The organism is bacterium (genome assembly GCA_018814885.1).
Lineage (GTDB): Bacteria > Krumholzibacteriota > Krumholzibacteriia > LZORAL124-64-63 > LZORAL124-64-63 > JAHIYU01.
The window spans coordinates 55,810-78,637 of record JAHIYU010000026.1 but is presented as its reverse complement, the minus strand read 5'-3'; the positions used below and the strand labels follow the sequence as shown (position 1 = coordinate 78,637).

The 22,828-nt window shown below is 65.8% G+C and carries 20 protein-coding genes; 13 read left to right on the top strand and 7 right to left on the bottom strand.

Annotated elements, in window-relative coordinates; genetic code table 11:
• Positions 1-9 precede the first annotated feature (9 nt).
• Positions 10-294: a DUF507 family protein gene (locus KJ554_01680; protein ID MBU0741044.1), complete on the bottom strand. Its 285-nt coding sequence runs from the start codon at positions 292-294 to the stop codon at positions 10-12.
• Between the two features lie 24 nt (positions 295-318).
• Positions 319-600, bottom strand: coding sequence for a DUF507 family protein (locus tag KJ554_01675; GenBank protein MBU0741043.1), 282 nt, complete (start codon positions 598-600; stop codon positions 319-321).
• 326 nt (positions 601-926) lie between these two features.
• On the opposite strand from KJ554_01675, the gene KJ554_01670 reads away from it, so the two are divergent.
• The 7 genes from KJ554_01670 (at position 927) to KJ554_01640 (ending at position 11,304) form a co-directional block, all read left to right on the top strand.
• The gene (locus KJ554_01670; GenBank protein MBU0741042.1) at positions 927-1,808 is read left to right on the top strand and encodes an AAA family ATPase; all 882 of its coding nucleotides are present in this window, start codon (positions 927-929) and stop codon (positions 1,806-1,808) included.
• Positions 1,792-2,745: a DUF58 domain-containing protein gene (locus KJ554_01665; GenBank protein ID MBU0741041.1), complete on the top strand. Its 954-nt coding sequence runs from the start codon at positions 1,792-1,794 to the stop codon at positions 2,743-2,745. Before KJ554_01670 ends, KJ554_01665 begins: the two co-directional genes overlap by 17 nt.
• A complete protein-coding gene (locus KJ554_01660) occupies positions 2,742-3,788 on the top strand; it encodes a hypothetical protein (protein MBU0741040.1) in 1,047 nt (348 codons plus the stop codon). The genes KJ554_01665 and KJ554_01660 overlap by 4 nt, the downstream gene beginning before the upstream one ends.
• Complete coding sequence (locus tag KJ554_01655; protein ID MBU0741039.1) at positions 3,781-4,770, top strand: VWA domain-containing protein; 990 nt, start codon at positions 3,781-3,783, stop codon at positions 4,768-4,770. Before KJ554_01660 ends, KJ554_01655 begins: the two co-directional genes overlap by 8 nt.
• A gap of 43 nt (positions 4,771-4,813) precedes the next feature.
• Complete coding sequence (locus KJ554_01650) at positions 4,814-6,640, top strand: VWA domain-containing protein (protein ID MBU0741038.1); 1,827 nt, start codon at positions 4,814-4,816, stop codon at positions 6,638-6,640.
• A 102-nt stretch (positions 6,641-6,742) separates the two neighbouring features.
• Positions 6,743-9,289, top strand: a complete 2,547-nt coding sequence (locus KJ554_01645) for a BatD family protein (GenBank protein MBU0741037.1) — start codon at positions 6,743-6,745, stop codon at positions 9,287-9,289.
• Positions 9,289-11,304: a tetratricopeptide repeat protein gene (locus tag KJ554_01640; GenBank protein ID MBU0741036.1), complete on the top strand. Its 2,016-nt coding sequence runs from the start codon at positions 9,289-9,291 to the stop codon at positions 11,302-11,304. Before KJ554_01645 ends, KJ554_01640 begins: the two co-directional genes overlap by 1 nt.
• Before the next feature lie 15 nt (positions 11,305-11,319).
• Here KJ554_01640 and queD read toward each other — a convergent pair whose 3' ends face one another.
• Positions 11,320-11,685, bottom strand: a complete 366-nt coding sequence (queD, locus tag KJ554_01635; protein MBU0741035.1) for a 6-carboxytetrahydropterin synthase QueD — start codon at positions 11,683-11,685, stop codon at positions 11,320-11,322.
• A 180-nt stretch (positions 11,686-11,865) separates the two neighbouring features.
• On the opposite strand from queD, the gene KJ554_01630 reads away from it, so the two are divergent.
• Positions 11,866-13,398: an HDOD domain-containing protein gene (locus KJ554_01630; GenBank protein ID MBU0741034.1), complete on the top strand. Its 1,533-nt coding sequence runs from the start codon at positions 11,866-11,868 to the stop codon at positions 13,396-13,398.
• Positions 13,399-13,404: 6 nt separating this feature from the next.
• Here KJ554_01630 and KJ554_01625 read toward each other — a convergent pair whose 3' ends face one another.
• Positions 13,405-13,995: a thymidine kinase gene (locus KJ554_01625; GenBank protein MBU0741033.1), complete on the bottom strand. Its 591-nt coding sequence runs from the start codon at positions 13,993-13,995 to the stop codon at positions 13,405-13,407.
• Positions 13,996-14,127: 132 nt separating this feature from the next.
• On the opposite strand from KJ554_01625, the gene KJ554_01620 reads away from it, so the two are divergent.
• From KJ554_01620 to KJ554_01610, 3 genes are read left to right on the top strand one after another with little or no spacing between them, the layout of a single operon-like run.
• On the top strand, positions 14,128-14,955 hold the full coding sequence (locus KJ554_01620; protein MBU0741032.1) for a BtpA/SgcQ family protein: 828 nt from the start codon (positions 14,128-14,130) through the stop codon (positions 14,953-14,955).
• Positions 14,952-15,977, top strand: coding sequence for a dTDP-glucose 4,6-dehydratase (gene rfbB / locus KJ554_01615; protein MBU0741031.1), 1,026 nt, complete (start codon positions 14,952-14,954; stop codon positions 15,975-15,977). Before KJ554_01620 ends, rfbB begins: the two co-directional genes overlap by 4 nt.
• Positions 15,974-16,687 carry a hypothetical protein gene (locus tag KJ554_01610; protein ID MBU0741030.1) on the top strand — a complete coding sequence of 238 codons (714 nt, stop codon included), beginning with the start codon at positions 15,974-15,976 and terminating at the stop codon, positions 16,685-16,687. The genes rfbB and KJ554_01610 overlap by 4 nt, the downstream gene beginning before the upstream one ends.
• Before the next feature lie 58 nt (positions 16,688-16,745).
• On the opposite strand, the gene KJ554_01605 is transcribed toward KJ554_01610, so the two are convergent.
• Positions 16,746-18,098, bottom strand: coding sequence for a CCA tRNA nucleotidyltransferase (locus KJ554_01605; GenBank protein ID MBU0741029.1), 1,353 nt, complete (start codon positions 18,096-18,098; stop codon positions 16,746-16,748).
• A 53-nt stretch (positions 18,099-18,151) separates the two neighbouring features.
• On the opposite strand from KJ554_01605, the gene KJ554_01600 reads away from it, so the two are divergent.
• Positions 18,152-19,405: a M28 family peptidase gene (locus KJ554_01600; GenBank protein ID MBU0741028.1), complete on the top strand. Its 1,254-nt coding sequence runs from the start codon at positions 18,152-18,154 to the stop codon at positions 19,403-19,405.
• Here KJ554_01600 and KJ554_01595 read toward each other — a convergent pair.
• Together KJ554_01595 and KJ554_01590 are read right to left on the bottom strand one after the other, a co-directional pair.
• Positions 19,386-20,309, bottom strand: a complete 924-nt coding sequence (locus tag KJ554_01595) for a cation diffusion facilitator family transporter (GenBank protein ID MBU0741027.1) — start codon at positions 20,307-20,309, stop codon at positions 19,386-19,388. The genes KJ554_01600 and KJ554_01595 overlap by 20 nt on opposite strands.
• Before the next feature lie 6 nt (positions 20,310-20,315).
• Positions 20,316-22,112 (bottom strand): long-chain fatty acid--CoA ligase, encoded by a 1,797-nt coding sequence (locus tag KJ554_01590; GenBank protein ID MBU0741026.1) that lies wholly within the window; start codon positions 22,110-22,112, stop codon positions 20,316-20,318.
• Between the two features lie 284 nt (positions 22,113-22,396).
• Here KJ554_01590 and KJ554_01585 point away from each other — a divergent pair, with 284 nt between their 5' ends.
• Entirely contained in the window at positions 22,397-22,795 is a 399-nt protein-coding gene (locus KJ554_01585) for an Rrf2 family transcriptional regulator (GenBank protein ID MBU0741025.1), read from the top strand.
• Positions 22,796-22,828: the final 33 nt, after the last annotated feature.

Sequence of the window (22,828 nt, the reverse complement as noted above, 5' to 3'; positions counted from 1 at the left end):
GCTTCCGGATCAGTAGAGAACGTATCCCTTGGAGTCCGCCAGGTTCTTCTTGACCTTTTCGAGCTCGACTTCGAATTCAGGAGTTCCGTCCTCCAGGTAGGACTTGTTCAGATGAATCCAGGCGGCGGCTTCCTCGTCGATCTCGTCCTCGACGCGCAACAACTCGGTGATCTTGCTCTCGATCAGATGGGTGAAACGGTCTTCTGCGATCACCAGATCCACGTGCTCCTCGTCGAGCAACGTGTCGGCGATCTGGACGGCGATCTTCTGGATGCGTTCTTCGGAAAGCCTCATGTCCTGGTCTCCCGACATCTCCGGTCAGAGGGTGAAGCCGCGCTTCTTGGCGATCTCGCGCTTCATCTTGGCCCGCAACGCGCCGTAGTCCATGTCCATGGCCTGGATCTCGCCGCGATGTTCCTTGAGCAGCTCGTCGACCTCGGCCTCCAGGTCCTCTTCGGCGCGCATGTCGTCGAAGAAGGTGTCGGCGATGACACGATAGACGAGGTCGGAATTGGTCTGAATGTGGATTTCCGGCGCGCGCTCGATCATCTCGAGCACCTTCTCCGCCAGGAAATCTATCTTGTTCGGTGACAGTCGCACGGCCGTCTCCCCGTACTCGAAGTCGTTGTGCCGGATTCGATGGGACCATACAACGCCTTTTCCAATCACTTGGCAAGTTCAAATCCATCACTTACCCTACTGGACCTGGACGTGTACCCACAGTCGGAACCGGGACGTACGTGTCGTGTACAAGCGCGCCGTGTCGTTGGCAGGCTGGGAAACAAGCCGGCTGGGAATCTTCTGACTTCAGCAAGGAGAACGGATCAGTGACCGAGAGCCTGGACATAGCACGCGTCGAGGAGGCGTCACAGCGGTTGGAGGCTGTGCTGGCCGAGGTTGGCAAGGTCGTCGTGGGACAGCGTCGGATGCTGGAGGGGCTGCTGCTCGGTCTGCTGACCGGCGGCCACGTCCTGCTGGAGGGCGTACCGGGCCTGGCCAAGACCCTGGCGGTGCAGACCCTCGCCGGAGTGCTGGACACGGGCTTCCAGCGCATCCAGTTCACGCCCGACCTCTTGCCCGCGGACATCATCGGCACCACCATCTACCAGCACGAGACCGGATCCTTCACGGTCAAGAAGGGACCCATCTTCAGCAACATCGTGCTCGCCGACGAGATCAACCGCGCGCCGGCCAAGGTGCAGAGCGCCCTGCTCGAAGCCATGCAGGAGCGACAGGTCACCATCGGCCAAGAGACCTTCGCCATGGACGATCCTTTCCTGGTGCTCGCCACCCAGAATCCCATCGAGCAGGAGGGGACGTACCCGCTGCCCGAAGCGCAGGTCGACCGCTTCCTGCTCAAGCTCCAGGTGGGATATCCGTCCCGCGACGAGGAGCGGATCATTCTCGAGCGCATGGCCGGCAGAATCCCGCCGCGCGTCAATCCGGTACTGGGACCGGAGGAGATCCGTGCGCTGCGTGGCGTCGTGAACGGCGTGTTCGTGGACGAGAAGGTCAAGGACTACGTCCTGGATCTCGTCTTCGCCACGCGGGAACCCGCGGCCTACGGCCTGGATGCGGCGCATCTGATAGCTTATGGAGCGTCGCCAAGGGCCACTCTGGCCCTGACGCAGGCGTCCAGAGCGCGAGCCCTGCTGGCGGGCAGATCTTTCGTGGTGCCGGAAGACGTCAAGACGACGGCCCATGCGGCACTGCGTCATCGCATCCTGATCACCTACGAAGCCGAGGCGGAGCGACTCACCAGCGACGAAATCATAGACCGCCTACTCGACCATGTGGAAGTTCCTTAGACGCCCGCAGGATACAGGCGGCGAGCGGGCGCTTCCCGGCGGCCGCTGCGCGATCACGCCCGAGATGCTCGAGGCCGTGCGCCGGATCGAGATCCGTGCCCGTCGCCTGGTCGACGAGACGTTTTCCGGCGAATACCACTCCGTGTTCAAGGGACGCGGCGTGGAGTTCCGCGAGGTGAGGGAATACGTTCCCGGCGACGACGTGCGCGCCATCGACTGGAACGTCACCGCACGGGCGGACGCACCCTACGTCAAGCAGTTCGACGAGGAACGCGAATTGACGGTCATGCTGGCGGTGGACGTGAGCCGGTCCGGCCGCTTCGGCTCGGGTGAACGGATGCGCCTGGAAGTGGCCGCGGAACTGTGCGGCGTGCTGGCGCTGGCCGCCACCGCCAACCGCGACAAGGTCGGGCTGGTCCTCTTCTCGGACCGCGTCGAGCTCTATATCCCGCCCGCCCGGGGACGCGGGCACGTCCTGCGCATCATACGGGAACTGCTGGCGGCCGAGGCGGAGGGCGCGGGCACGGACCTGTCGGCGCCGCTGGAGCTGCTCGGCTCGGTGCTGAAGCGCAAGGCGACCGTCTTCCTGGTGTCCGATTTCTGGACCGGTGATTTCGATCGTCCCCTGCAGATCGTCTCGCGCCGTCACGATCTGGTCGCCGTGAGGGTGCGGGATCCACGGGAGACGGCTCTGGCCTGGTGCGGTCTGGTGCGCTGGGCGGACGCCGAGACGGGGCGCGAAATGCTCGTGGACACGTCGCGGGTCTCCGTTCACGATTCGCTCACGGCGAGCGCCGCACGTCACGATCATGCATTGCAGGATCTGTTCCGGCGCTCGCGCGTGGATATCATAGATGTCGATATCACTTCATCATACGTGGACCCACTGCGACGATTCTTCATGCGCCGCGTACGCAGGGCCGGGAGGCGGCTATGAAGCCGTTGCACGGGATTGTCGTCTGCGCGATCGCGACACTGTGCTGCGCCGGGAGGGGCGAGGCGCAGACGGGCGGCTTGACGTCCCCCACGATCGCGGCGTCTCCCGATACCGCGACGTTGCTGCTGGACTCGAAGAGCGCCGTGCCGGTGCCGAGCCTGCGTTTCGCCGGTCCGGATTCGATCCTCTTCGGCGACGAGATCATCGTGCACTGCGCTTTCCCGGCCGCCGCCGGCGACGTCTCGCTCGATTCGCTGATCTCTCGCACGCCATGGGCCGAGGTGACCGGTGCCGAGAAGATGGACGAACCGGCGGCCGACGGCACCGAGGTGGCCATCAGTCTGCGCCTCGGCCGCGTGGGTCCCTACCGTCTGGCCTGGGGGGACGGTCACCGGACCGAGCAGGTCTTCCATGTGACCGGCAGGCTGGGGCCGACCGACCAGCCGTCTCCGCTCCGCGATCCGAGGAGCCTCGGCTGGTATCGGTGGCGTCTGCTGCTGGCCCTGCTAGCTGCCCTCGCCTTGCTGTTGCTGATCCTGCGCTTGCGCCGGCGACGCGACCCGGAGCCGAGCTTCAGCGACCTCCTGACGCCCCCGGCCTGGATGCCTGCGGCCGTCTCCTTGCGCGATCTCGCGGACGGCGGCCTGGCCGCCCGGGGGGAGGGCCGGGCTTTCCTGCACGAGCTGGCCACGATCTACAGGCGTTTTCTCGCCGGCCGCTTCCACATCAAGGCGGTGGAGATGACGCCGGATGAGATCGCGGAGGCGCTCGCATTGCGCCGTTATCCCGCGTGGATCCCGGCACGCGCAGTCGCTATCCTGTCCCGCTGCGATCTGCTGCGCTTCGCGCCCGACGAGGTCGCCGTCTCCGTCTGTCTCGCACAGTTGCGCGCCGTGATCGACGCGGTGGCGGAGACGCGCGTCATGGCGCGATATACGCCTGTTCCGCCGGAGCTGGAGATCGAGGCACATCTGAGCTGGGACAGGTTGCGGGAGATCGTGCCCCAGGCCGTACCGGCGCCAGAAGGAGGCGGCCGTGTTTGAACTGGCTCGACCCCTGGTGCTGTTCCTGGCGGTCCCGGTCGTCGCGGCCGCCTTCATCCTGCGCAGGCGCCGGGTGGACACGGCGGTGCTGCGCCATTCCCACCTGGCGCTCATGGCCGATGCCGGGCCGGGTCTGCGCGTACGCATGCGCTCGCTGTTGCCATGGCTGCGTCTGGTCGTTCTGCTGCTCCTGGTGGTCGCCCTCGCCCGACCCCGGGAAGTGCACAACCTGCACGAGGTGGAGGGGGAGGGCATCGACATCGTCGTGGCGTTGGATATCAGCGGGAGCATGCGAGCCCTTGATTTCCAACCGGATAACCGTCTCGAGGTCGCCAAGTCCATCATCAGGGATTTCGTGCTCGGTCGCGGCGAGGATCGCATCGGTCTGGTCGTCTTCGCTTCGCGGGCGTTCACCCAGTGCCCGTTGACGCTGGACCGCTCCATCCTGACCGGCTTCCTGGACGAGGTGCAGATCGGCTTGATCGAGGACGGTACGGCCATCGGCCTGGGACTCGCCACGGCCGTCAACAGGCTGCGCCACTCCGAGGCGACGAGCCGTACGGTCATCCTGCTGACCGACGGCAGCAACAACGTCCCCACGCTGGAGCCCGAGACGGCGGCCGAGCTGGCGAGCTCGCTCGGCGTGAGGGTCTACACGGTCGGCGTCGGCAAGCACGGGCTGGTGCCCTTTCCCGACGACAGGTTCGCCGCGAGCGGCCGCACGCGCATGGTGGAGATGCCCCTGGACGAGGAGCTGTTGCAGGAGATCGCTAAGGTGACGGGGGGCAGCTATTTCCGCGCTGTCGATGCGGAGGCCCTGGCGCAGATCTTCGCTACCATCGACGCGCTCGAGACCAGCCGCTACCGGACGACGGTCACGACCTGGTACGAGGAGCGCATGGCCTGGTTCGCTTCGCCGGCCCTGCTGCTGCTGCTGGTCGACGCCCTGCTCGGCGCGGCTTGGCTGCGTCGATTGCCCTGAAACCGGCCGGGGAGCGCACCCGCCGGACGGGAAGGAGACAAGAGTGAGATTCGCCGCCGGACAATGGCTGTTGCTGTTGGGCTCGGTCCCGGTACTGTGGCTCTTCATGCGCTGGGGAGACGGCCGGGCGCGCCGTCTTCTCGCCGCCCTGCTCGGGCCTCGGGCCGGCGAGCACGTTGAGCACATGCCACCGTCGGCCAGGCAATGGCGGCGTTTCTTTCTGCTGGCGGGAATCGCCTTGCTGATCCTGGCGCTGGCGCGTCCGCAATGGGGCGCGCACGAGGTCGTGGTCCAGCAACGCGGGACCGACGTCGTGATCGCTCTGGACATCTCCAATTCCATGCGGGCCGAGGACGTGGTGCCCAGCCGTCTGGCGAGAGCGCGCGCTGAATTGGGGACGTTCCTCGAGACATTCGACCGTGGTCGCATCGGCCTGGTGCTCTTCGCCGGACAGGCATTCGTGCAATGTCCGCTGACGCTCGACCTGGGCACCGCGCGTCTCTTTCTGCGCATGGCCGATCCCGACATGATCTCGGCCCAGGGCACCGCGCTGGAATCGGCCCTGAGCGTGAGCGCCGACCTGCTCGTCGGCGGCGCGGGAGAGAGCGCCGCGGGAGTCCGCCGCGCCATCCTGCTGGCCACCGACGGCGAGGATCTCGAGGGCGGCTGGCAGGATGCCGCGGAGCATTGCCGGGAACTGGGCATCACGGTGATCCCCATCGGCGTGGGCGAGGAGACGGGAGGCCTGATCCCGCTGCCGGGGGACACGCCGGAAGCGGCGGGTTACCTGAAGGACGCAGAGGGCAACGTCGTCATGAGTCGCCTCGATCTGGCCTCGCTCCAGCGGCTGGCCGACTACGGCGAGGGTGTCGTGTTTCGCATCGGGGCGCAGGGCCTGGATAGCGAGACGCTGCAGGCGCTCGTCGCCGGGCTCGGCGAACGCGAACTCGACGGGCGGCACATCACCCAGTACGAGGAACGTTTCGTCTGGCCGCTGATCCTGGCCTTCGCTTCCCTGTGGGCCCGGACTCTTGTCAGGGCGCGTTCGGTCAGGAGGTCACCCATGGTCCCGGCATTCGGCCTGGCGTTCCTGGTGCTGGCGATCGCGCCGGCGCCGGCGACGGCTGCGGTTCTGACCCCGCCGGGAGCTGCGGCCGTCACACGCGGCCTCGAAAGCTACCGGACAGGCGATTATGAGACTGCCCTCGAAGCGTTCCTGGAAGCCCGTGCCCTGGATCCGGACGACCCGCGCCTGGCCCTGGCCGTGGGCGAGGCCATGTCGCGTCTGGAGCGACACGAGGAAGCCGCCCGGGAATTCTCGCGGGTGATGTCCCTGACCGATGATCCCGAGCTGCGCGCGGAGGCCCTCTACAACGCCGGTACGGACGCCCTCGCGGCGGGTGATCCGGCCCGCGCCCTGGAACAGCTGCGTCGTGCGCTGAACATCGAGCCCGAGCGCATCGATACGTTGCGCAACCTGGAATACGCCATGCGCCTGCTCGAACAACCCCCGCCAGAGCAATCGCAGGAATCACAGGATGGCCAGCAGGGCGATCAGGACGATCAACCGCAGGATGGCCAGCAGAACCAGCACGGGGAGCAGCAGCAGGACGGCCAGCAGCAGGAGCAGCAAGGCGAAGCAGGCGAGCAGCAAGAAGGACAACGACAGGAGCAGTCCCAACCCGAGCCGCAGCAGGCGGAAGACGCCCCACCGGAATCCGCGGAATCCGCGCAGGAAGATGCCGAGGAGATTTCGCAGGAACGGGCGTTGTCGATCCTGAAGGCCCTGGATCGTGACGAGGAAGAGTTGCGACGTTCCCTGCAGAAACGGCTCAAGGGCCGGGAGGCCGCCAGTGGAAAGCGGTGGTAGAAGATGAGAGTCGTCGTTTCACGGAAACGGATCGGACCTCGCGCCGGCCTGTTGCTTATGCTTCTGTGCCTGAACGGCGCCATTCACGCGATGGCGGCCGACTTGACCGCGCAAGTCGATCGCGACGTGGCATCCCGTGGCGATCAGGTCCTGCTCACGATCACCGTCACCGGCGACGACCGCAACCTGCCGACGCCGGATCTGCCGGAGATCCCGGGAGTCGTCGTGAGCCGGGGCGGCACGAGCCAGAACTTCCAGATGATCAACGGCGCCGTGTCGACCTCCGTCACCTGGACCTATTACCTCCACATCGTGACGGACGATGACGTGACGATCCCCGCCCTGCAGGTGTCGATCGACGGCCGGCAGCTCGGCAGCGAGGCAGTCACCATCCATGTCCAGGGCGGTGCGTCCCGGCCGGGCGCGTCCGGTGACTCAAGCGACCATTCCGCCGGTGACGCCGTGCGCGGCCAGACCGCTGAGCCGGGACCGGGTGACGACCATTTCGTCTCCCTCTCGCTGGACCGCGAGATGGCCTATGTCGGTGAACAGGTGGTGCTCGTGTTCAGGTACTACGCGAATCCCTACGCTCGCGGTCTCGACCGGCCACAGTACACGCCGCCGCGGGCCGAGGGCTTCTGGCGCGAAGATCTGCCTCCCAACCGGAATTATCAGGAGAACATCGGAGGCCAGCAATACGAGATCACCGAGATACGCTACGCCCTGTTCCCCACGCGGCCAGGCGTCCTGACCATCGAGCCCGCGGCCGTGACGCTGCCGACCGACCCCTTCGCCGATTTCTTCTCGTTACGACGTCGCAGCCAGCGCGCTGGACCGGTTCGTCTCTCCACCGAGGCCCTGGAGGTTCGCGTGCAGGACCTGCCTCGACCATCGCCTGCGGATTTTTCCGGCATCGTGTCTCGGCAGGTGGATCTGAGCGCGAACATCGATCGCGATACCGTGCCCCGGGGTGAACCGGTGAGCCTGTCGCTGTCGCTCGGGGCGGACGGGTTGCTCAAGAGCGTCTCCGACCTGCCGTGGAAGGCCCCGGCGAACCTGCAGGTCCACGAGGCGGGCGGCGGTCTGGAGACCAAGAAGGATCACGGCAGGCTCTTCAGTCGCCTGAACCAGGAGAAGGTGCTGATCCCCCTCGAGGAGGGAGAGCTGGAGATACCGCCCGTCACGATCGTGTATTTCGATCCGGCCACGGCGCGCTACGCCGAGATTTCTCGGAGTGTCGGATCCCTCACCGTGGTCCAGGGAGACCGCCCCGTGGCCGGCGATACGCCGGCGCAGTCGATGCGGGCGGAGATCGAGCGTCTCGCGAGCGACCTGCGCTTCGCGCATCCCGCCTCGCGCAACCTGCGCACGCGCAGCGAACCGCTGGCGTCGAGACCGATCTGGTGGGCGAGTCTTCTCGCACCGCTTGGTCTTCTGGGGATGATGCGCTGGCATCTGTCGCGGGAAGCGTCCCGCCTGCGCGATCCCCTGGGCACTCGCCGACGCAGCGCCCTTCGCCGGGCGAAGTCGTTGCTGCACGAAGCCGGGAGGCCCGGTGGCGAAGCGGTGGATGGCGCGCGGGTGATCAAGGCCGTGCAGGGATATGTGGCCGACAAGACGGGTCGTTCGGCCGCGAGCATGCAGATGGCCCAGATCGTGGCATACGCGGCAGCTGTCGATCGTATCGAGACCGGCGAGAAGCTGACGGCACTCGTTCGGCGCTGCGAAGCGGTGCGCTATGGCAGTGCGGACACCACGGGTCCGCTCGATGTGGGGGAGATGGTGCAAGAAGCCTTGTCCCTGTTGCAGGACCTCGAAGCGGCGGACGCGAAGACCCCGACCGCCGTGCTGCGCTGCGTGCTCCCGTGGATGCTGGCCGTTGCCATGATCCAGGGCTCGGCGGCCGTGGCGCAGGACGTGTCCCTCGCCGGCGGCGAAGATCCGGTGCGCTTGATGGCGGAGGGCGTGCGGGCCTACACCGACGGCGAGACCGAGGAGGCGATTGCCAGGTTCCAGGCAGCCGCTGCGGTCACTCACGATGCCGACGTCTGCTACAATCTCGGCAACGCCCATGCGCGAAGGGGAGAGCTGGGCCATGCTGTCGTGCACTATCTGCGCGCCTTGCGGATGAAGCCGCGGGATTCCGACATTCGTGCGAACCTGGCGTGGGTCCGCTCCCATACGCGGGACATCGAACTGGAAGGTGCGCCGCTGCCGCCCGTGCTAAAGCAGATGCGGGCGGGGCTGGTTGCCTTGTCCCTGGACGAGTGGTGTCTCGCTCTGGTCGCGTCGGTCTGGCTGGCGTGCCTGGTCGTCGCCTGGTCGTGGTGGCGCACGGGCTGGACGGTCGCCATGAGGCGGCTCGGCCTGTCGGCTGGCGTGCTCTCGTTGTCCATTCTCTCGGTCGCCTCGTGGCTATGGTACGAGGAACGTCTGCTGGACGTCGCGGTCGTGGTCGTGCCCGAGGTTTCCGTGCAAAGCGGTCCGGAGACGACGTTCCCCGTCGTCTTCCAGGTGCACGACGGCTTGACCCTGCAGGTGCGGGCCTTGCGCGAAGGCTGGTCCCAGGTCACACTCGGCGGCGAGTGGAACGGGTGGGTGCCGTCCGCCACACTGGCGCACGTGCGGGTAGAGGCGGAGGGGGACTAGTGAAGTCGATCACCGGACAGAGCCGGATGTTCTGGATCGTGACGGGCGCGGCCTTCGCGCTGCGCCTGGTCCATCTATGGTTCATGCGCGGGAATCCCCTTTTCGAGCAGCCTATCATGGACGCCGCCATGCACGACGCCTGGGCGCGGGGCATTCTCGCGGGCACCTGGCCGGGCGCCGAGCCCTTCTTCCGGGCTCCTCTCTATCCCTACCTGCTGGCGGGACTCTACTGGATTTTCGACGGCGCGCGATTCCCGGTGCAACTCGTGCACGTGGCCGTGTCAGCTCTGGGCGCCGGACTGGCGGCGTTGTCCGCCGACAGGTTGTGGGGAAGGCGAGCGGGCTATCTGGCCGGATTCCTGCTAGCCGCCCTGTGGACCAGCATCTACTTCTCCGCCGAACTGCTGCTCGTCACGGTCCCCACTACCTTGAACCTGTTGTGGTTGTGGCTGCTCCTGCGGGTGGGCGCACACCCCCGCGCGCGAAGTCTGTTCCTGGTGGGGCTGATCCTGGGTCTGTCGGTGATCGCCAGACCCAACATCCTCATCGTCCTGCCGGTGCTGGCCTGGTACGTCTGGCGCGCGCTCCGGGTGCGTCCGGCGGGATGGGTGATGCTGGCCGTGGGGCTCGCCCTGCCGATCGCGCCGGTGTCCGTGTCGAACCTGGTGCGGAGCGGCGACCTGGTCCCGATCGCCAGCCAGGGCGGCGTGAACTTCTTCATCGGCAACAATCCGGCTTCGGACGGGCGCACCGCCATCGTGCCGGGCACCCGTCCCACCTGGCAGGGTGGCTACGACGACGCCGTGGCCATGGCCGAACGTGCCGAGGGCCGGCAGCTGAAGCATTCGGAGATCGATCGGTATTTCCTCGAGCGCGGCCTCGCCTTCTGGATCGAGGAGCCGGCGGCGGCGGCGGCCCTGTACTGGCGCAAACTGAGCATGTTGCTGGGGGCGGGGGAGCGGTCCAACAACAAGTACATCTACGCCTGGCGGGAGTGGTCGCCGTTGTTGAAGGTCCCCTTGCTGGTAGGATGGCCGGCCCTGCTGTTCCTCGCCGTGCTCGGCTGGTCGAGGCGGGACGGGGATTCCCGATCGCGAACCCTGCTGCTGGGAGCCGTCTCGGCCTATGGCGTGTCCATACTGCTCTTCTTCGTCAACGCGAGGTTCCGCCTCCCCCTCGCCGCGATGATGACCATCCCCGCAGGTGCGGGATTGGACGCCCTGGTATCGGCCGGCCGGCGGCGCTGTTGGGAGCACGGCTTGATCGGCCCGCTCCTCGCCTTGTCCCTGCTGGCCTTCTCGCTGAGCGATTTCCTCAGCTTCGAGGAGCACCGGACCGAAGCGAATCCCTTCTATCACTTCACCCTGGGCAACGCCTACATCACCCGGGGCGACACGGATCTGGCCGTTGCAGCCTACCGCGAAGCGCTCGCCGTCCAACGCCGCTACCCGAACCGGCACTTCGATCTCGTGCAGGACAATCTCTACGACGCCCTCGGCGACGCCTTGCGCAGGGAAGGCCGGGAGAACGAAGCGCTGCAGGCGACCCTCCAATGGGTGGATGCGAGTCCCAATTCGCATACGGCCCGGCTGAAGCTGGGCGACCTGCTGTTGTCTGCGGGACGCGTGGACGAGGCGGAGGTCCAGTTCGAGATCGTCCTGCGCTCGAATCCCGATGACCGGGGGGCCATGCTCGGTTCCGCCTGGGTGGCCTACCACAACGGCGAGTACGGCATGGCCCTGAGGCGTTTCCAGACCCTGAACCGCAAGCAGCGCGAGACCGGTGCCCTGTTCGGCGCCGGTATGTGCCTGATGTCGCTCGGCCGGGATCGCGAAGCCGAATCGGCTTTCGGGCAGGTCCTGGAAATGAGTCCGGGCTACTGGCAGGCTCTCGGTAATCTGGCAGAGATCCACGATCGTGCGGGGCGCATGGCCGAGGCGCGGAGCGCGTACCAGAGACTGCTGCGGCTGAATCCCGCGGACGCGCATGCGCGGGAATGGCTGCGGACCCATTGAGGCCGGGCTGGGGCGTCAATCCTCGCGGCGGTAGACCGCGGCGGACGTGGGCGTCTCCCTCACGGTGACGTCGGCTATCTGCGGCAGGTCGCTCTTCATCCGCGTGTAGATCCAGCGGGCCATGTTCTCGGCCGTCGGATTCTCGAGTCCTTCGACCTCGTTGAGGCAACGGTGATCCATGATCTTTTCCAACGGCTTGAAGGCGGCCTTGATGTCCCCGAAATCGACGATCCAGCCCGACTCCGGATCGACCTCGCCCTCGACGCCGATGACGATGGTGTAGGTGTGCCCATGCATCCGGCCGCACTTGTGGCCCTGCGGGACGTTGGGCAGCCAGTGGGCGGAATCGAACGTGAACGACTTGGTGATCCGGTTGGACATGGCCGACCTCTTTCCAAGCGGTTTCCAGGGATCCTCGTCTACCGATTGCACGCGCACCAGCATATAACATCCACCGCTATTTGCCAGTAATCCGGCTTAATTATCCCGGTTGACGGCCGATAACAACGTCGGATGCCTTCTTTTGGCGCCGGTGCGCCGGATGACAGAGGGAGTGGATAATTGGGCCAATTAGACGAGATCGTGCTCACGCACCACGAAAAGCAAATACAGGAAAGGGAACTGAGATGCCTGGCAGGTGTCGACGTGCTCGGCGGCGTGCGGCAAACGGATCCAGCCACCGTGCTCCCGGATCTCATCTCCGGTCTGGAAGCCCTCGACAAGGTCGTCGAAGCCGGCGATGTCGTGCGCATCTTTGTCGATCTCGCCGAGCGCCAGGGCGGCCGGCTGCTCCTGCTGCGCAACTGGGGTGAAGGGCTGCGCGTGATGCTGGCGCAAGGCGTCGAGTTGCCCCCGCGCCTGCTGGACCCGAAGTCGATCAGACCGAAGGTGATCGCCCTGCGGGAGACGGATATCTTCATGGTGCTCTCGCGCGAGAAGGTGGTCTACAGCGGTCCGTTCCCTCTCGAGTATTTCCCGCCCGAACTGTCACGGGTTCTCCATGCCTCGGAGGATCGTCCCATCCTGCTGGTGCCGTTGCCGCTGCGCGGACGCTGGGGCACATATCTCTACCTGGATTGGCTCAGCTTCGAAGGCGCCGAGCGTATCAGGGGAGTCACCGCGCTGGCGCGTTACGCCGTCATGCGTCTTCACGGCCTGGAACACGACGTATTACCGGTGGGGCTGCACACACAGACGATCCACGCGGCCCAGATGAAAGCCCAGCACGAGCGGGAGCTGACGAGTTGTGCCGACTTGAAACCGGGTGAGCTGCCGCCGGAGCGGATCTTCGGGATGCTGGGCGAACTCACCGCCTTGCCGCAGGTGGCCGGGCGCATCCTGGAACTGCTCGGCGATCCGCGCACGACGGCGGCCCAGCTGGAGAAGGAGATCGCCCGCGACCTGGTGTTGACGGCACGCATGTTGCGCGTGGCCAACTCGTCTTTCTACGAAGGCAACAGCGAGATCAAGGCGATCCGCGACGCGGTCGTACGCTTGGGTTTCAAGACCGTGCGCAACTGGACCCTCGTCGCGGCCTCGCGTGCGGTCTTCCCCGGCGTGGACACCAGCCCCCTGCTGCACCGCATCTGGTCCCGCTCCGTGCGATCCGCAGTGGCCAGCCAGATCGTGGCCGAGGAGCGGGGGCTCGACGACTGCGAGATCGCCTTCGTCGGTGGGCTGATGCAGAATATCGGGCAACTCATCCTGGCCAGGGCTCTCCCGGGACTCTGCGAGCATATCGAGCAGACCAGCCTCGAGCGGGAGGTCCCGCTCTGGAGGGTCGAGAAGGAGCTCCTGGGCTACGATCACGGCACCCTGGGCGCATTGCTGATCGACGACTGGGGACTGAGCAGGCGGCTCGCCCAGGCGGTCAGACACCACCACGATCTGGAGCTCGACAACGACCCGGAGGGACTCGGCACGGTGATCGGGCTTGGCGAGGACTTGGTCCAATGCGCCGAGGTCGAGGATCCCTGGTCGTGGGAACGCTACCATCGCGAAAGCGCCGCCGCCCGCAAGCTCGGTGTGGACCTTGAGTTGTTCGGTACCCTTGCGCGCCGGCTGGTCGACGTCTCACTCGACGATCTCGACTGATCCCGCTCAGGATTCTTCGGCCTCGCCTGCGGCTGGTATCTGCGGATGCTCGAAGCATTGTCGGCAGCGGGCTTCATAGGTGCCCTGTGTTCCCACTACGATCTTCTGCGTGTTGTCGGTCAGGCGTTGCGTATGGTTCGCCGGGTTGCCGCACCGCACGCAGATTGCCAGTTGCTTGGTGACGTACTCTGCGATGGCCATCAACCTGGGAATGGGTTCGAAGGGTTCGCCGCGGAAGTCCATATCCAACCCCGCCACGATCACCCGCTTGCCCAGGTTCGCCAGCTTGTTGCAGACTTCGGTGATGTCGTCGTCGAAGAACTGGGCCTCGTCGATGCCCACCACCTCGGTCTTGTCGTGCAGACATTCCAGGATGTCGGGACTGGACGCCACCGGCGTGCTGGGCAGTCGCTGCTGGCTGTGGGTGACGATCTCGTGCTCGCTGTAGCGGTCGTCGATGTTCGGCTTGAAGAGCTGGATCCGCTGCCGGGCGATCTGGGCCCGCCTGATGCGGCGGATGAGTTCCTCGCTCTTGCCGCTGAACATGGGGCCGCAGATGACTTCTATCCAGCCGGTCTTGCCGTGGATGATCTGCATCGGTTAATCGCTCCTGGTTGCTATTGCCGAGGACCCGAGCAATGTACCCGACCCGTCCGATCTTGACCAGTCCGTATTGCCGGGGGCCTGATGCGGCTTTGCCGCCCAGTTGACAGGTGTTATAATCGACCGATGTGGACGAGGGAATACTTCCGGGATTTGATGCCCATGCCCGTCATCGGCATGGTGCATCTGCTGCCTCTGCCGGGTTCTCCGGACTGGGGCGGCGACATGGGCGCCGTCTTGGCGGCGGCCGGCGAGGATGCCGCGGCGTTGGCGGACGGCGGCGTGGGCGCGGTGATGGTGGAGAATTACCACGACGTTCCGTTCTTCGCCGAGCAGGTGCCCCCCGAGACCGTGGCTGCCATCACGCGCGCCGCCGCAGCGGTACGGGAAGCCTGCGCCGGGCTGCCCCTGGGGATCAACGTGCTCCGCAACGATGCCCGTGCGGCGTTGGGCGTCGCGGCGGCGGTCGGCGCCTCGTTCATACGCGTCAACGTGCACACGGGAGCGGCCCTGACCGACCAGGGTCTCCTGCAGGGCCGGGCGGCCGAAACGTTGCGGTCGAGGAGGATCCTCGCCCCCGGTGTGGGCATCATGGCCGACCTGCGCGTCAAGCATGCGGTCCCGCTCGCGCCACGTCCCTTGGCCGAGGAGGCCGGCGACCTGCGCAGGCGCGGTCTCGCGGACGCCGTCATCATCTCGGGTCCCGCCACCGGCGAAGCGGCGGACCCAGCCGAGCTGACCGCGGCCCGCGCCGAACTGCCCGACTGTCCGCTGTTGATCGGCAGCGGCGCGGCGCGCGGGAACCTGTCCCGCTTCCTGCCCGGCGCCGACGGGTTCATCGTTGGGTCGTCGCTGAAATCCGCCGCCGACACCGGGCGCCACCGTATCGATCCGGAGCGCGTCATATCGTTCGTGGCCGCGATGCGCGAATCCACAGACAGGGGGCTGCGATGAATCTCCTGGTGACCGGCGGTGCCGGTTTCATCGGTGCCAACTACGTCCGCCTGCTGCTGGCACGCGGCCAGGACAAGATCGTGAACCTGGATGCGTTGACCTATGCGGGGAATCTGGAGAACCTGTCCGGTTACGAGGATTACGAGGCCTACAGGTTCGTGCGCGGCGACATCCGCGACCGCGGCCTGATCGACCGCATACTCGCAGAGGAGAAGATCGAGGCGATCGTCAACTTCGCCGCCGAGAGCCACGTGGATCGCTCGATCGAAGGTCCGCGCGAGTTCCTGGATACCAACATCATGGGAACGCAGACGCTGCTGGAAGCTGCGCGCCGGGCGGGTGTCGCCCGCTTCCTGCAGGTCAGTACGGACGAGGTCTACGGTTCGCTGGGATCCGAGGGTTTCTTCACGGAAGAGAGCCCCTTGCAGCCCAACTCTCCGTACGCCGCATCCAAGGCGGCCGCCGACATGGTCTGCCGCTCCTACTTCCATACCTTCGACCTGCCGGTCCTGACCACGCGATGCAGCAACAATTACGGGCCGTACCAATTCCCCGAGAAATTGATTCCCTTGATGATCGCCAACGCCCTCGAAGACAAGCCGTTGCCTGTTTACGGCGACGGCTTGAACGTCCGCGACTGGCTCTATGTAGGCGATCATTGCGAAGCGGTCGATCTGGTGTTGCGCCGGGGTCGCCCCGGCGAGGTGTACAACATCGGCGGCAACAACGAGATGGAGAACATCCGTATCGTCCGCCTCTTGCTCGAGATGCTGGGCAAGGACGAGTCGTTGATCTCGTTCGTCGCCGACCGTCCCGGTCACGATCGACGATACGCCATCGACGCCTCCCGGATCAGAAGCGAGCTCGGCTGGGTCCCGCGGTACGAGTTCGACGGGGGCATTCGCGCCACGGTCGACTGGTACCTCGAGCACCGCGACTGGTGGGAGCAGGTCCGCAGCGGCGCCTACCGGGATTACTATGAGACGATGTACGGCGACCGGGGACGGTATTCGTCCGGATGAACCTCACGCTCGATCTGCCCGCAGGACGAACGGTGCGACTCGCCGAGGACGTGCGACCGGTGCTGTGCGTAGGGCTGGCCGCCATCGACGGCATCGTCGTCGAAACCGGCGACTCGGTCCGGCCGGAGATCGTCATCCGGACCGCTGCGCTTCGCGAATTGTACGGCGGGCTGTTGCCATCCGAGATCGCGCCGCTGCAGGAAGCCCGCACGCTCTACAAATCCGTCGGCATCCAGCCGACCCGTACGCGACCTTCGTCCGAGGCGCTGCTGCGCCGTATCCTGAAGGGCGGTGAACTGTACGCGATTAACAATGCCGTCGATGTCTGCAATCTGGCCAGCCTGGAGTTCCTGCTGCCCATCGGCCTGTACGATCTTTCCAGGATCCGCGGCGACGTGACTTTCAGGCTGGGGCGCGCCGGCGAGGAGTACCCGGGCATTCGCAAGGGACCGGTACATCTCACCGGGCGGCTCGGTCTCTTCGATGACGAGGGTCCATTCGGTTCCCCCACGAGCGACTCCCTGCGCACGGCCGTCACCGGCGATACGGATAGCCTGCTGGTGGCGGTCATGGCCACTTCTTCCTACCCCCGCGCCCGCATGCGTGAGCATGTGGCCCGCTTCGTCGATCTGACGACGACCCATTGCGGCGGTCGCGCACCGTGCACCGGGCTGTTGCATACCTCCCGAGACTCCCGTTCGAGTGATTGAATCGTGGAGATCCGCATTGTCGTATCGCCGCTGGGCTGCCGGCGATCGTGCGATCGAGTCACCGGAGGCGATCCCGCACCCAGCGCCGCGCGGCTTCCGGATCGCGCAGGCGACCCTCCAGCTGCATCGTCTCCAACTCCCGCAGCAGCGCGCCGACGCGCGGACCGGGCGGTACGCCCAGCGCCAGCAGGTCCTCGCCGCTCAACAGGGGGCGCGGGGCCAGTTCCTCGGCGGTCGCTGCGGCCCGTCGCTCGCGGCAGAAATCGTGCAGGGACATGTCACCGTCTGCCGCGGCCTTGTCCAGCCGATGCAGTTCGAGCAAGGCGGGGAAGTGTTCCTGACGGATGAATCGCTTGAGCGTCGAGGGACGCATCAGCCGGGCGTCGAAGAAGCGCATGTGTTGCGAGACCAGCCATGACACCCGCTCCGCAATCGCGCGCGGGAAGCGGAGGCGGTCGAGAACGTCCCGGGACATGACCTCGCCTGAGCGTTCGTGACCATGGAACCGGATGCGGCCGTCCACCTGGCGAAAAGCGGTCGGTTTCCCGATGTCGTGCAGCAAGACGCCGAGAGCGAGAACGAGGTCGGGTTGCTTCACTTGATCCAGCATGAGCATCGTGTGGGTCCAGACATCTCCCTCGGGGTGATAGTCCGGTGGTTGAGGAACCCCGTGCAGGGCGCTGACCTCGGGCAGGAACAGGTCCAGCAACCCGGTCTCGCGCAGCAGGTTCAGGGCGCGGGAGGGGGAGGGGCCGGTCAACATCGCACTCAGTTCTTCGCCGAGACGCTCGGGTGACACGGCGCGCAACATGTCGCGGCAGTCGCGCATCGCGTCCAGGGTGCCTTGCGCGACCTCGAGTTCGCAGCCTGCCGCCAGACGGGAGGCCCGCAACAGGCGCAAGCCGTCCTCGCTAAAGCGATCGGCCGGAACGCCCACGGTGCGCAGAATGCGTGCGCGGCAGTCGTCGAGCCCCGCGACGGTATCGAGGATCTCGCCCGAGCGCGGATCCAGGTAGAGCGCATTGACCGTGAAGTCGCGGCGCAGGGCATCTTCGGCGGGCGAATCGCTGAACTCGACTTTATCGGGATGACGCCCATCCAGATAGGATCGTTCGCGGCGGAAAGTGGCCACTTCGATGCGGTGGTCCCCCACGACCACCAGCGTCACGCCGAAGGCGGCGCCCACGAACTTGGTGTGCGGGAACAGCTCCGCGATCCGCTCGGGCCGCGCCGCCGTGGCGACATCGAAATCCCCGGGTGGCAGCCCGAGCGCGAGGTTCCGGACCGCGCCGCCCACCAGGAACGCCGCGTGGCCGGCTCCGGTCAGGCGCTCGATCACGTCAACGGCCGCGCCCGCTTCCGGCGGTAGTTCCCGAAACCTGTCATCGAAGTCCGGCTTGACGTCGGTCATTTTGGCTGCACCTTGTCGTGTATGATCGCAGTCTGCCCGGGGAGTATTCCACGATGTTGAGCAGGTGTCATCTTTTTGCCGTCGGTCTGCTCGGCTTGTTGGCCGCAGTCGCGTCCAGCGCCGGCACGGCCGCCGCGCCGGATGCGGCCGGGCTCGCGCATCGGGTCAGGGTCCTCGCCGCCGCGGAAATGTCCGGCCGCGGCAACGGTACGGCTGAGGCGCTGGCGGCGGCTGACACCATCGCGGCCTGGTTTGCGGACGCCGGACTGAGCACGGTCCCCTCTCGGGAGGGCTGGTTCCAGGATTTTCCCCTGCCTGGTGATGAAGCCGCCGGTTTCGGACGCAGTGTACTCGGCTGGCTGCCGGGTATGGGCGTGTTGGCCGCGCGGATCATGGTCATCGGCGCCCATTACGACCATCTCGGCGTCAGGCTGGCTGACGACGGCGAGACCGTGATCGGCATCTATCACGGCGCAGAGGACAACGCCTCGGGCGTGAGCGTGCTGGTCGAGCTGGCCGGGTTGCTCGCGGCCGGGCCCGGCGACGAGCGGCGCAGCTGTCTCTTCGTGGCTTTCGCCGGCGAGGAGATAGGGCTGCTGGGATCGTCCTGGTTGGTGGAGCATCCGCCATGGCCCGCGGGCGCTGTGGATCTGATGATGAACCTCGATTCGGTGGGACGTCTACGTGGCGACAGGCTCTATGTGGGCGGCCTCGGCTCGTCTCCCGTATTGCGCACCCTGGTCACGGATGCCAATGCGGGCCACGGCTTGCGCCTGGAAATGAGCGACAGCGGGTGGGACGCCAGCGATCACGTGCCATTCGACTCGGCCGGGATTCCCGTCCTCTTCCTGTTCACGGGACCCCACCCCCAGTACCATTCCACCGCGGATCGCTGGGAACTGGTCTCCGGCGAAGGTCTGGCCCGTGTCGCGTCCTACGCCGGCGACTTGGCTGCCGCGGCACGCCTCCATCCCGGTGCAATCCCCTACACCGCACAGGCGGAGCTGCCGCCGCGGGCCCCCGCGATAAGCGGTCGCGAGCGCGCCTGGCTGGGCACGATCCCGGACTTCGTCGAAGGCGTCGATGGCGTGCGACTGGCCGGTGTGATGCCCGGCGGCCCAGCCGAGGAGAGCGGCCTGCAGGCAGGAGACGTTCTCGTCCAGCTTGGTGATCGCACCATCACCGGACTGCAGGATCTGACCGCCGCCTTGCAGGAGAACGGTCCCGGACTGTCCGTCGATGCGATCGTGGTGCGCGGGGAAGAGCGACTTATCTTCATGGTCACGCTCAGGAACCGTCCGCAATAGTCCCTCTCGCGGTGTGGGGCTCCACGTGGACTGTCACGCCGATCAGGCGCACGACGTCCTCCCTGAGCGCGTCCTCCACGGCGTGGGCCAGGCCGTGGCCTTCGGACACGCTCATGTCGGGGCGGACGGCGATGGCGATATCTGCCAGATAGACCGAACCTCTCGGTCTGACGACCAGGAACGTCACCGCCTCCACGCCCTCGACGGAGAGAGCGACATCGTGTACCTGCGACACGAACTCGTCGCCGGGACGGGTCTCCATCAGGATGTCCGTGTTGTTCTTCATCAGCTGCCAGCCGATCCAGACGATCCAGACGGCGATGACCAGGGCGGCCACGCTGTCCAGAAACGGTGCGCCGCAACGGGCGCCCGTGATGCCGATGGCCGCGGCCAGAGACGACAGGGCGTCCGATCTGTGGTGCACGGCGTTGGTGATCAGGGCAGGCGAGTTGTGGATGCGGCCGGCACGGTCCGTGTAACGGGCCATGGCCTCCTTGGCGATGATCGAGACGATCGCGGCGATAAGCGCGCCCCAGCGCGGCGTGGTGGACACGCCTGCCAGGAGATTCTCCACGGCTTCCTTGCCCAGCACGAAGCCCGTCACCAGCAGCAACAGGGAGGCCGCCAGGGCGCCGAGCGTCTCGTAGTTGTGATGGCCGTAGGGGTGGTTGCGGTCGGGAGGGCGCGCCCCCGCCTTCAGCGCGATGACGACGCCGACGTCGCTGGCGAGGTCTGAGAACGAGTGGGCGCCGTCCGCGACCAGCGACGCGGAGTTGGCCACGAACCCGATGATGAACTTGCCCACGGTCAGCAGCAGGTTGCCCGCCATGCCCACGACGGTGCAGACCATCGGACGCAGCAGGACATGGCTGCGATCGGCGTCGCCGGATGATTCTCTAGTCACGGACGTTCAGGACTCCTCGGTGTAGAGCGACTCGATCAGTTCCCCGTACCGTTCCTGTATCGCCCTGCGTTTCACCTTGAGGGTGGGTGTCAACTCGCCGCTCTCGAGCGTGAATTCCTCCTTCAGCAGGGTGAATTTCTTCACGGTGCTGAAGCTCGGGAACTTGCGATTGGTCCGGTCCAGGCCGCGCTGGTACTTGGCCGTGATCTCGGGATTGCGGAGCAGATCGTCCCGATCCGTCCAGCTCAGCTTGCGCTCGCTGGCCCATGCTTCGAGGTTCTCGAAATTGGGGACGATCAGGCACACCAGATAGGCGTGGCGGTCGCCGAGCACCACGATCTGGCTGATGAACTTGTTCTTCTTGAAGGCGTTTTCCATCGGTTGCGGAGCGATGTTCTTGCCCCCCGAGGTGACGATGAGGTCCTTCTTGCGGTCCGTGATGTACAGGAATCCATCGTCGTCGAAATGTCCGATGTCGCCGGTGTGGAACCAGCCGTCCTCGGTCAGGACCTCACGCGTGGCCTCCTCGTTGTTGTAGTATCCCGACATGACCTGGGGCCCCCGCACGACGATCTCGCCGTCCGGGGCGATCTTGACCTCCGTGTCCGGTATCACCTTGCCGACGCTGCCGATCCTGAAATCCTCGAAGGAGTTGCAAGAGACGACTGGCGAGGTTTCCGTGAGGCCGTACCCCTCCAGGATCATCATGCCCGCCGCGTAGAAGAACTCGTTGATATGCGTGGCCAGGGGCGCGCCGCCGGAGACGAAGAACCGGAGCCGGCCGCCGGTGCGGGCCCGCAGCTTGGCGAAGACCAGCTTGTCGACGATGCGATACTGCAGGGCGAGCCCGCCGGGGATCTTGGCGCCGGCGCGTTTCTTCTCGCCCCATTCCTGTCCGACCTTCCGTGCCCACTGGAAGATCGCTCGCTTGACGGGACTGCCGGACATGGCTGTCGTGGTGACGCGGTCGTAGATCTTCTCGTAGAGGCGAGGCACGCTCACCATGAGCGTGGGCCGCACAAGTCCCATGTCCGCCGCCACCGTCTCCACGCTCTCCGCATAGGCTATGCCGATCCCGATATGCAGGGGGGTATAGTACCCCGCCATCCGTTCGAACACGTGGGACAGCGGCAAAAACGAGAGCATCTTGTCGTCGGGGCCGAGCGGGATTATGGACGCGATCGTCAGCACGTTGGAGACGAAATTCCAGTGGGTCAGCACCACGCCCTTGGGGTTTCCCGTGGTGCCGCTGGTATAGATGATGCTGCAGGGATCGTCCCTGTCCGCCGGGCCCACATCGTCGGCCGGGTTCTGCGGGTGTTTGTCGGCCAGGTTATGTCCGATCTTGATCAGCTTGTCGAGATGCAGGACGTCGGGAAACTGCACGTGGTCGAACGAGATCATCTCGCGCAAGAAAGGCAGTCGGCCGCGAATCGCGGCGATCTTGGCGGCCTGTTCCGCGTTGGAGACGAAGACGGCCACCGGCGCGCAGTCCTTGAGGATGAACTCGATGGTGTCCGGCAGCAGCGTCGGGTAGATGGGGACATCCACCGCGCCCAGACTCAGCGCGGCCAGATCTGCCAGGGCCCATTCGAGCCGGTTCTCCGAGAGTATCGCCACCCGGTCACCGCGGCCCACACCCAGGGAATCCAGGCCCAGACGGATGGCCCGTACGAGTCGCTGCGTCTCGGCGCTGGATACGTCCCGATACACGCCCTCTGCGTCCTTCGACGAGAACAGGTCCGCGCGGGGCCTCTCCTTAACCGAAGCATAGAACAGCTGGGGAATCGTCGTGACTGTCATAACAACTCCTGGGGCCGGGATGATACGAGCCGGGGCCGGGCTCCATGCCATGAAAACGCCGGTTCCAGTGTCGGAGCCGGCGAGCCCGGTACGACGGCTGCCAACGTAAACGATTACTAACCCTTATCAGCAGCGCGGGTTTGATGTCAACGTCAATCCAGTTGAGGATTGACATTTCAGATCCCGATTCACATCATTTACTTCACAAGGAGTTATCCCGTCCTGATTGTGCAGGTTCGGCACCAGGGGCGGGTAATAGAGCAGTACAGAGAGGTAGTCACGCCATGTTGCAGATCACGCGCCAGACTGAGTATGCCATCAGGGGCCTGCTGGAACTTGCGGAAAGGGGAAACGGCACTCCCATCCGCTTGAAGACGCTTGCCGAAGCCTGCGACGTGTCGGAAGCGTTCCTGGCCAAGATCTTTCAGATGCTCTCGCAACACAATGTCGTCAAATCCCACCGAGGCGTTAAGGGCGGCTTTTCGCTTGGCCGGGATAAGGACAAGATCTCCTTGCGCGAGATCGTCGAGATCTGTGAAGGCGGTATCGCCTTGAACCACTGCCTGCGCAAAATCAATACCTGCGACCGAACCAGCGAATGCAAGGTGAGCAAGGTATGGGCAACCGCCCAGGCCTCCATGACGAAGGCCCTCGAGGAGACCACCCTGCAGGATCTGATCTAGGCGCCGTCAGATGATCGGGCCTGGCCTTGCCGA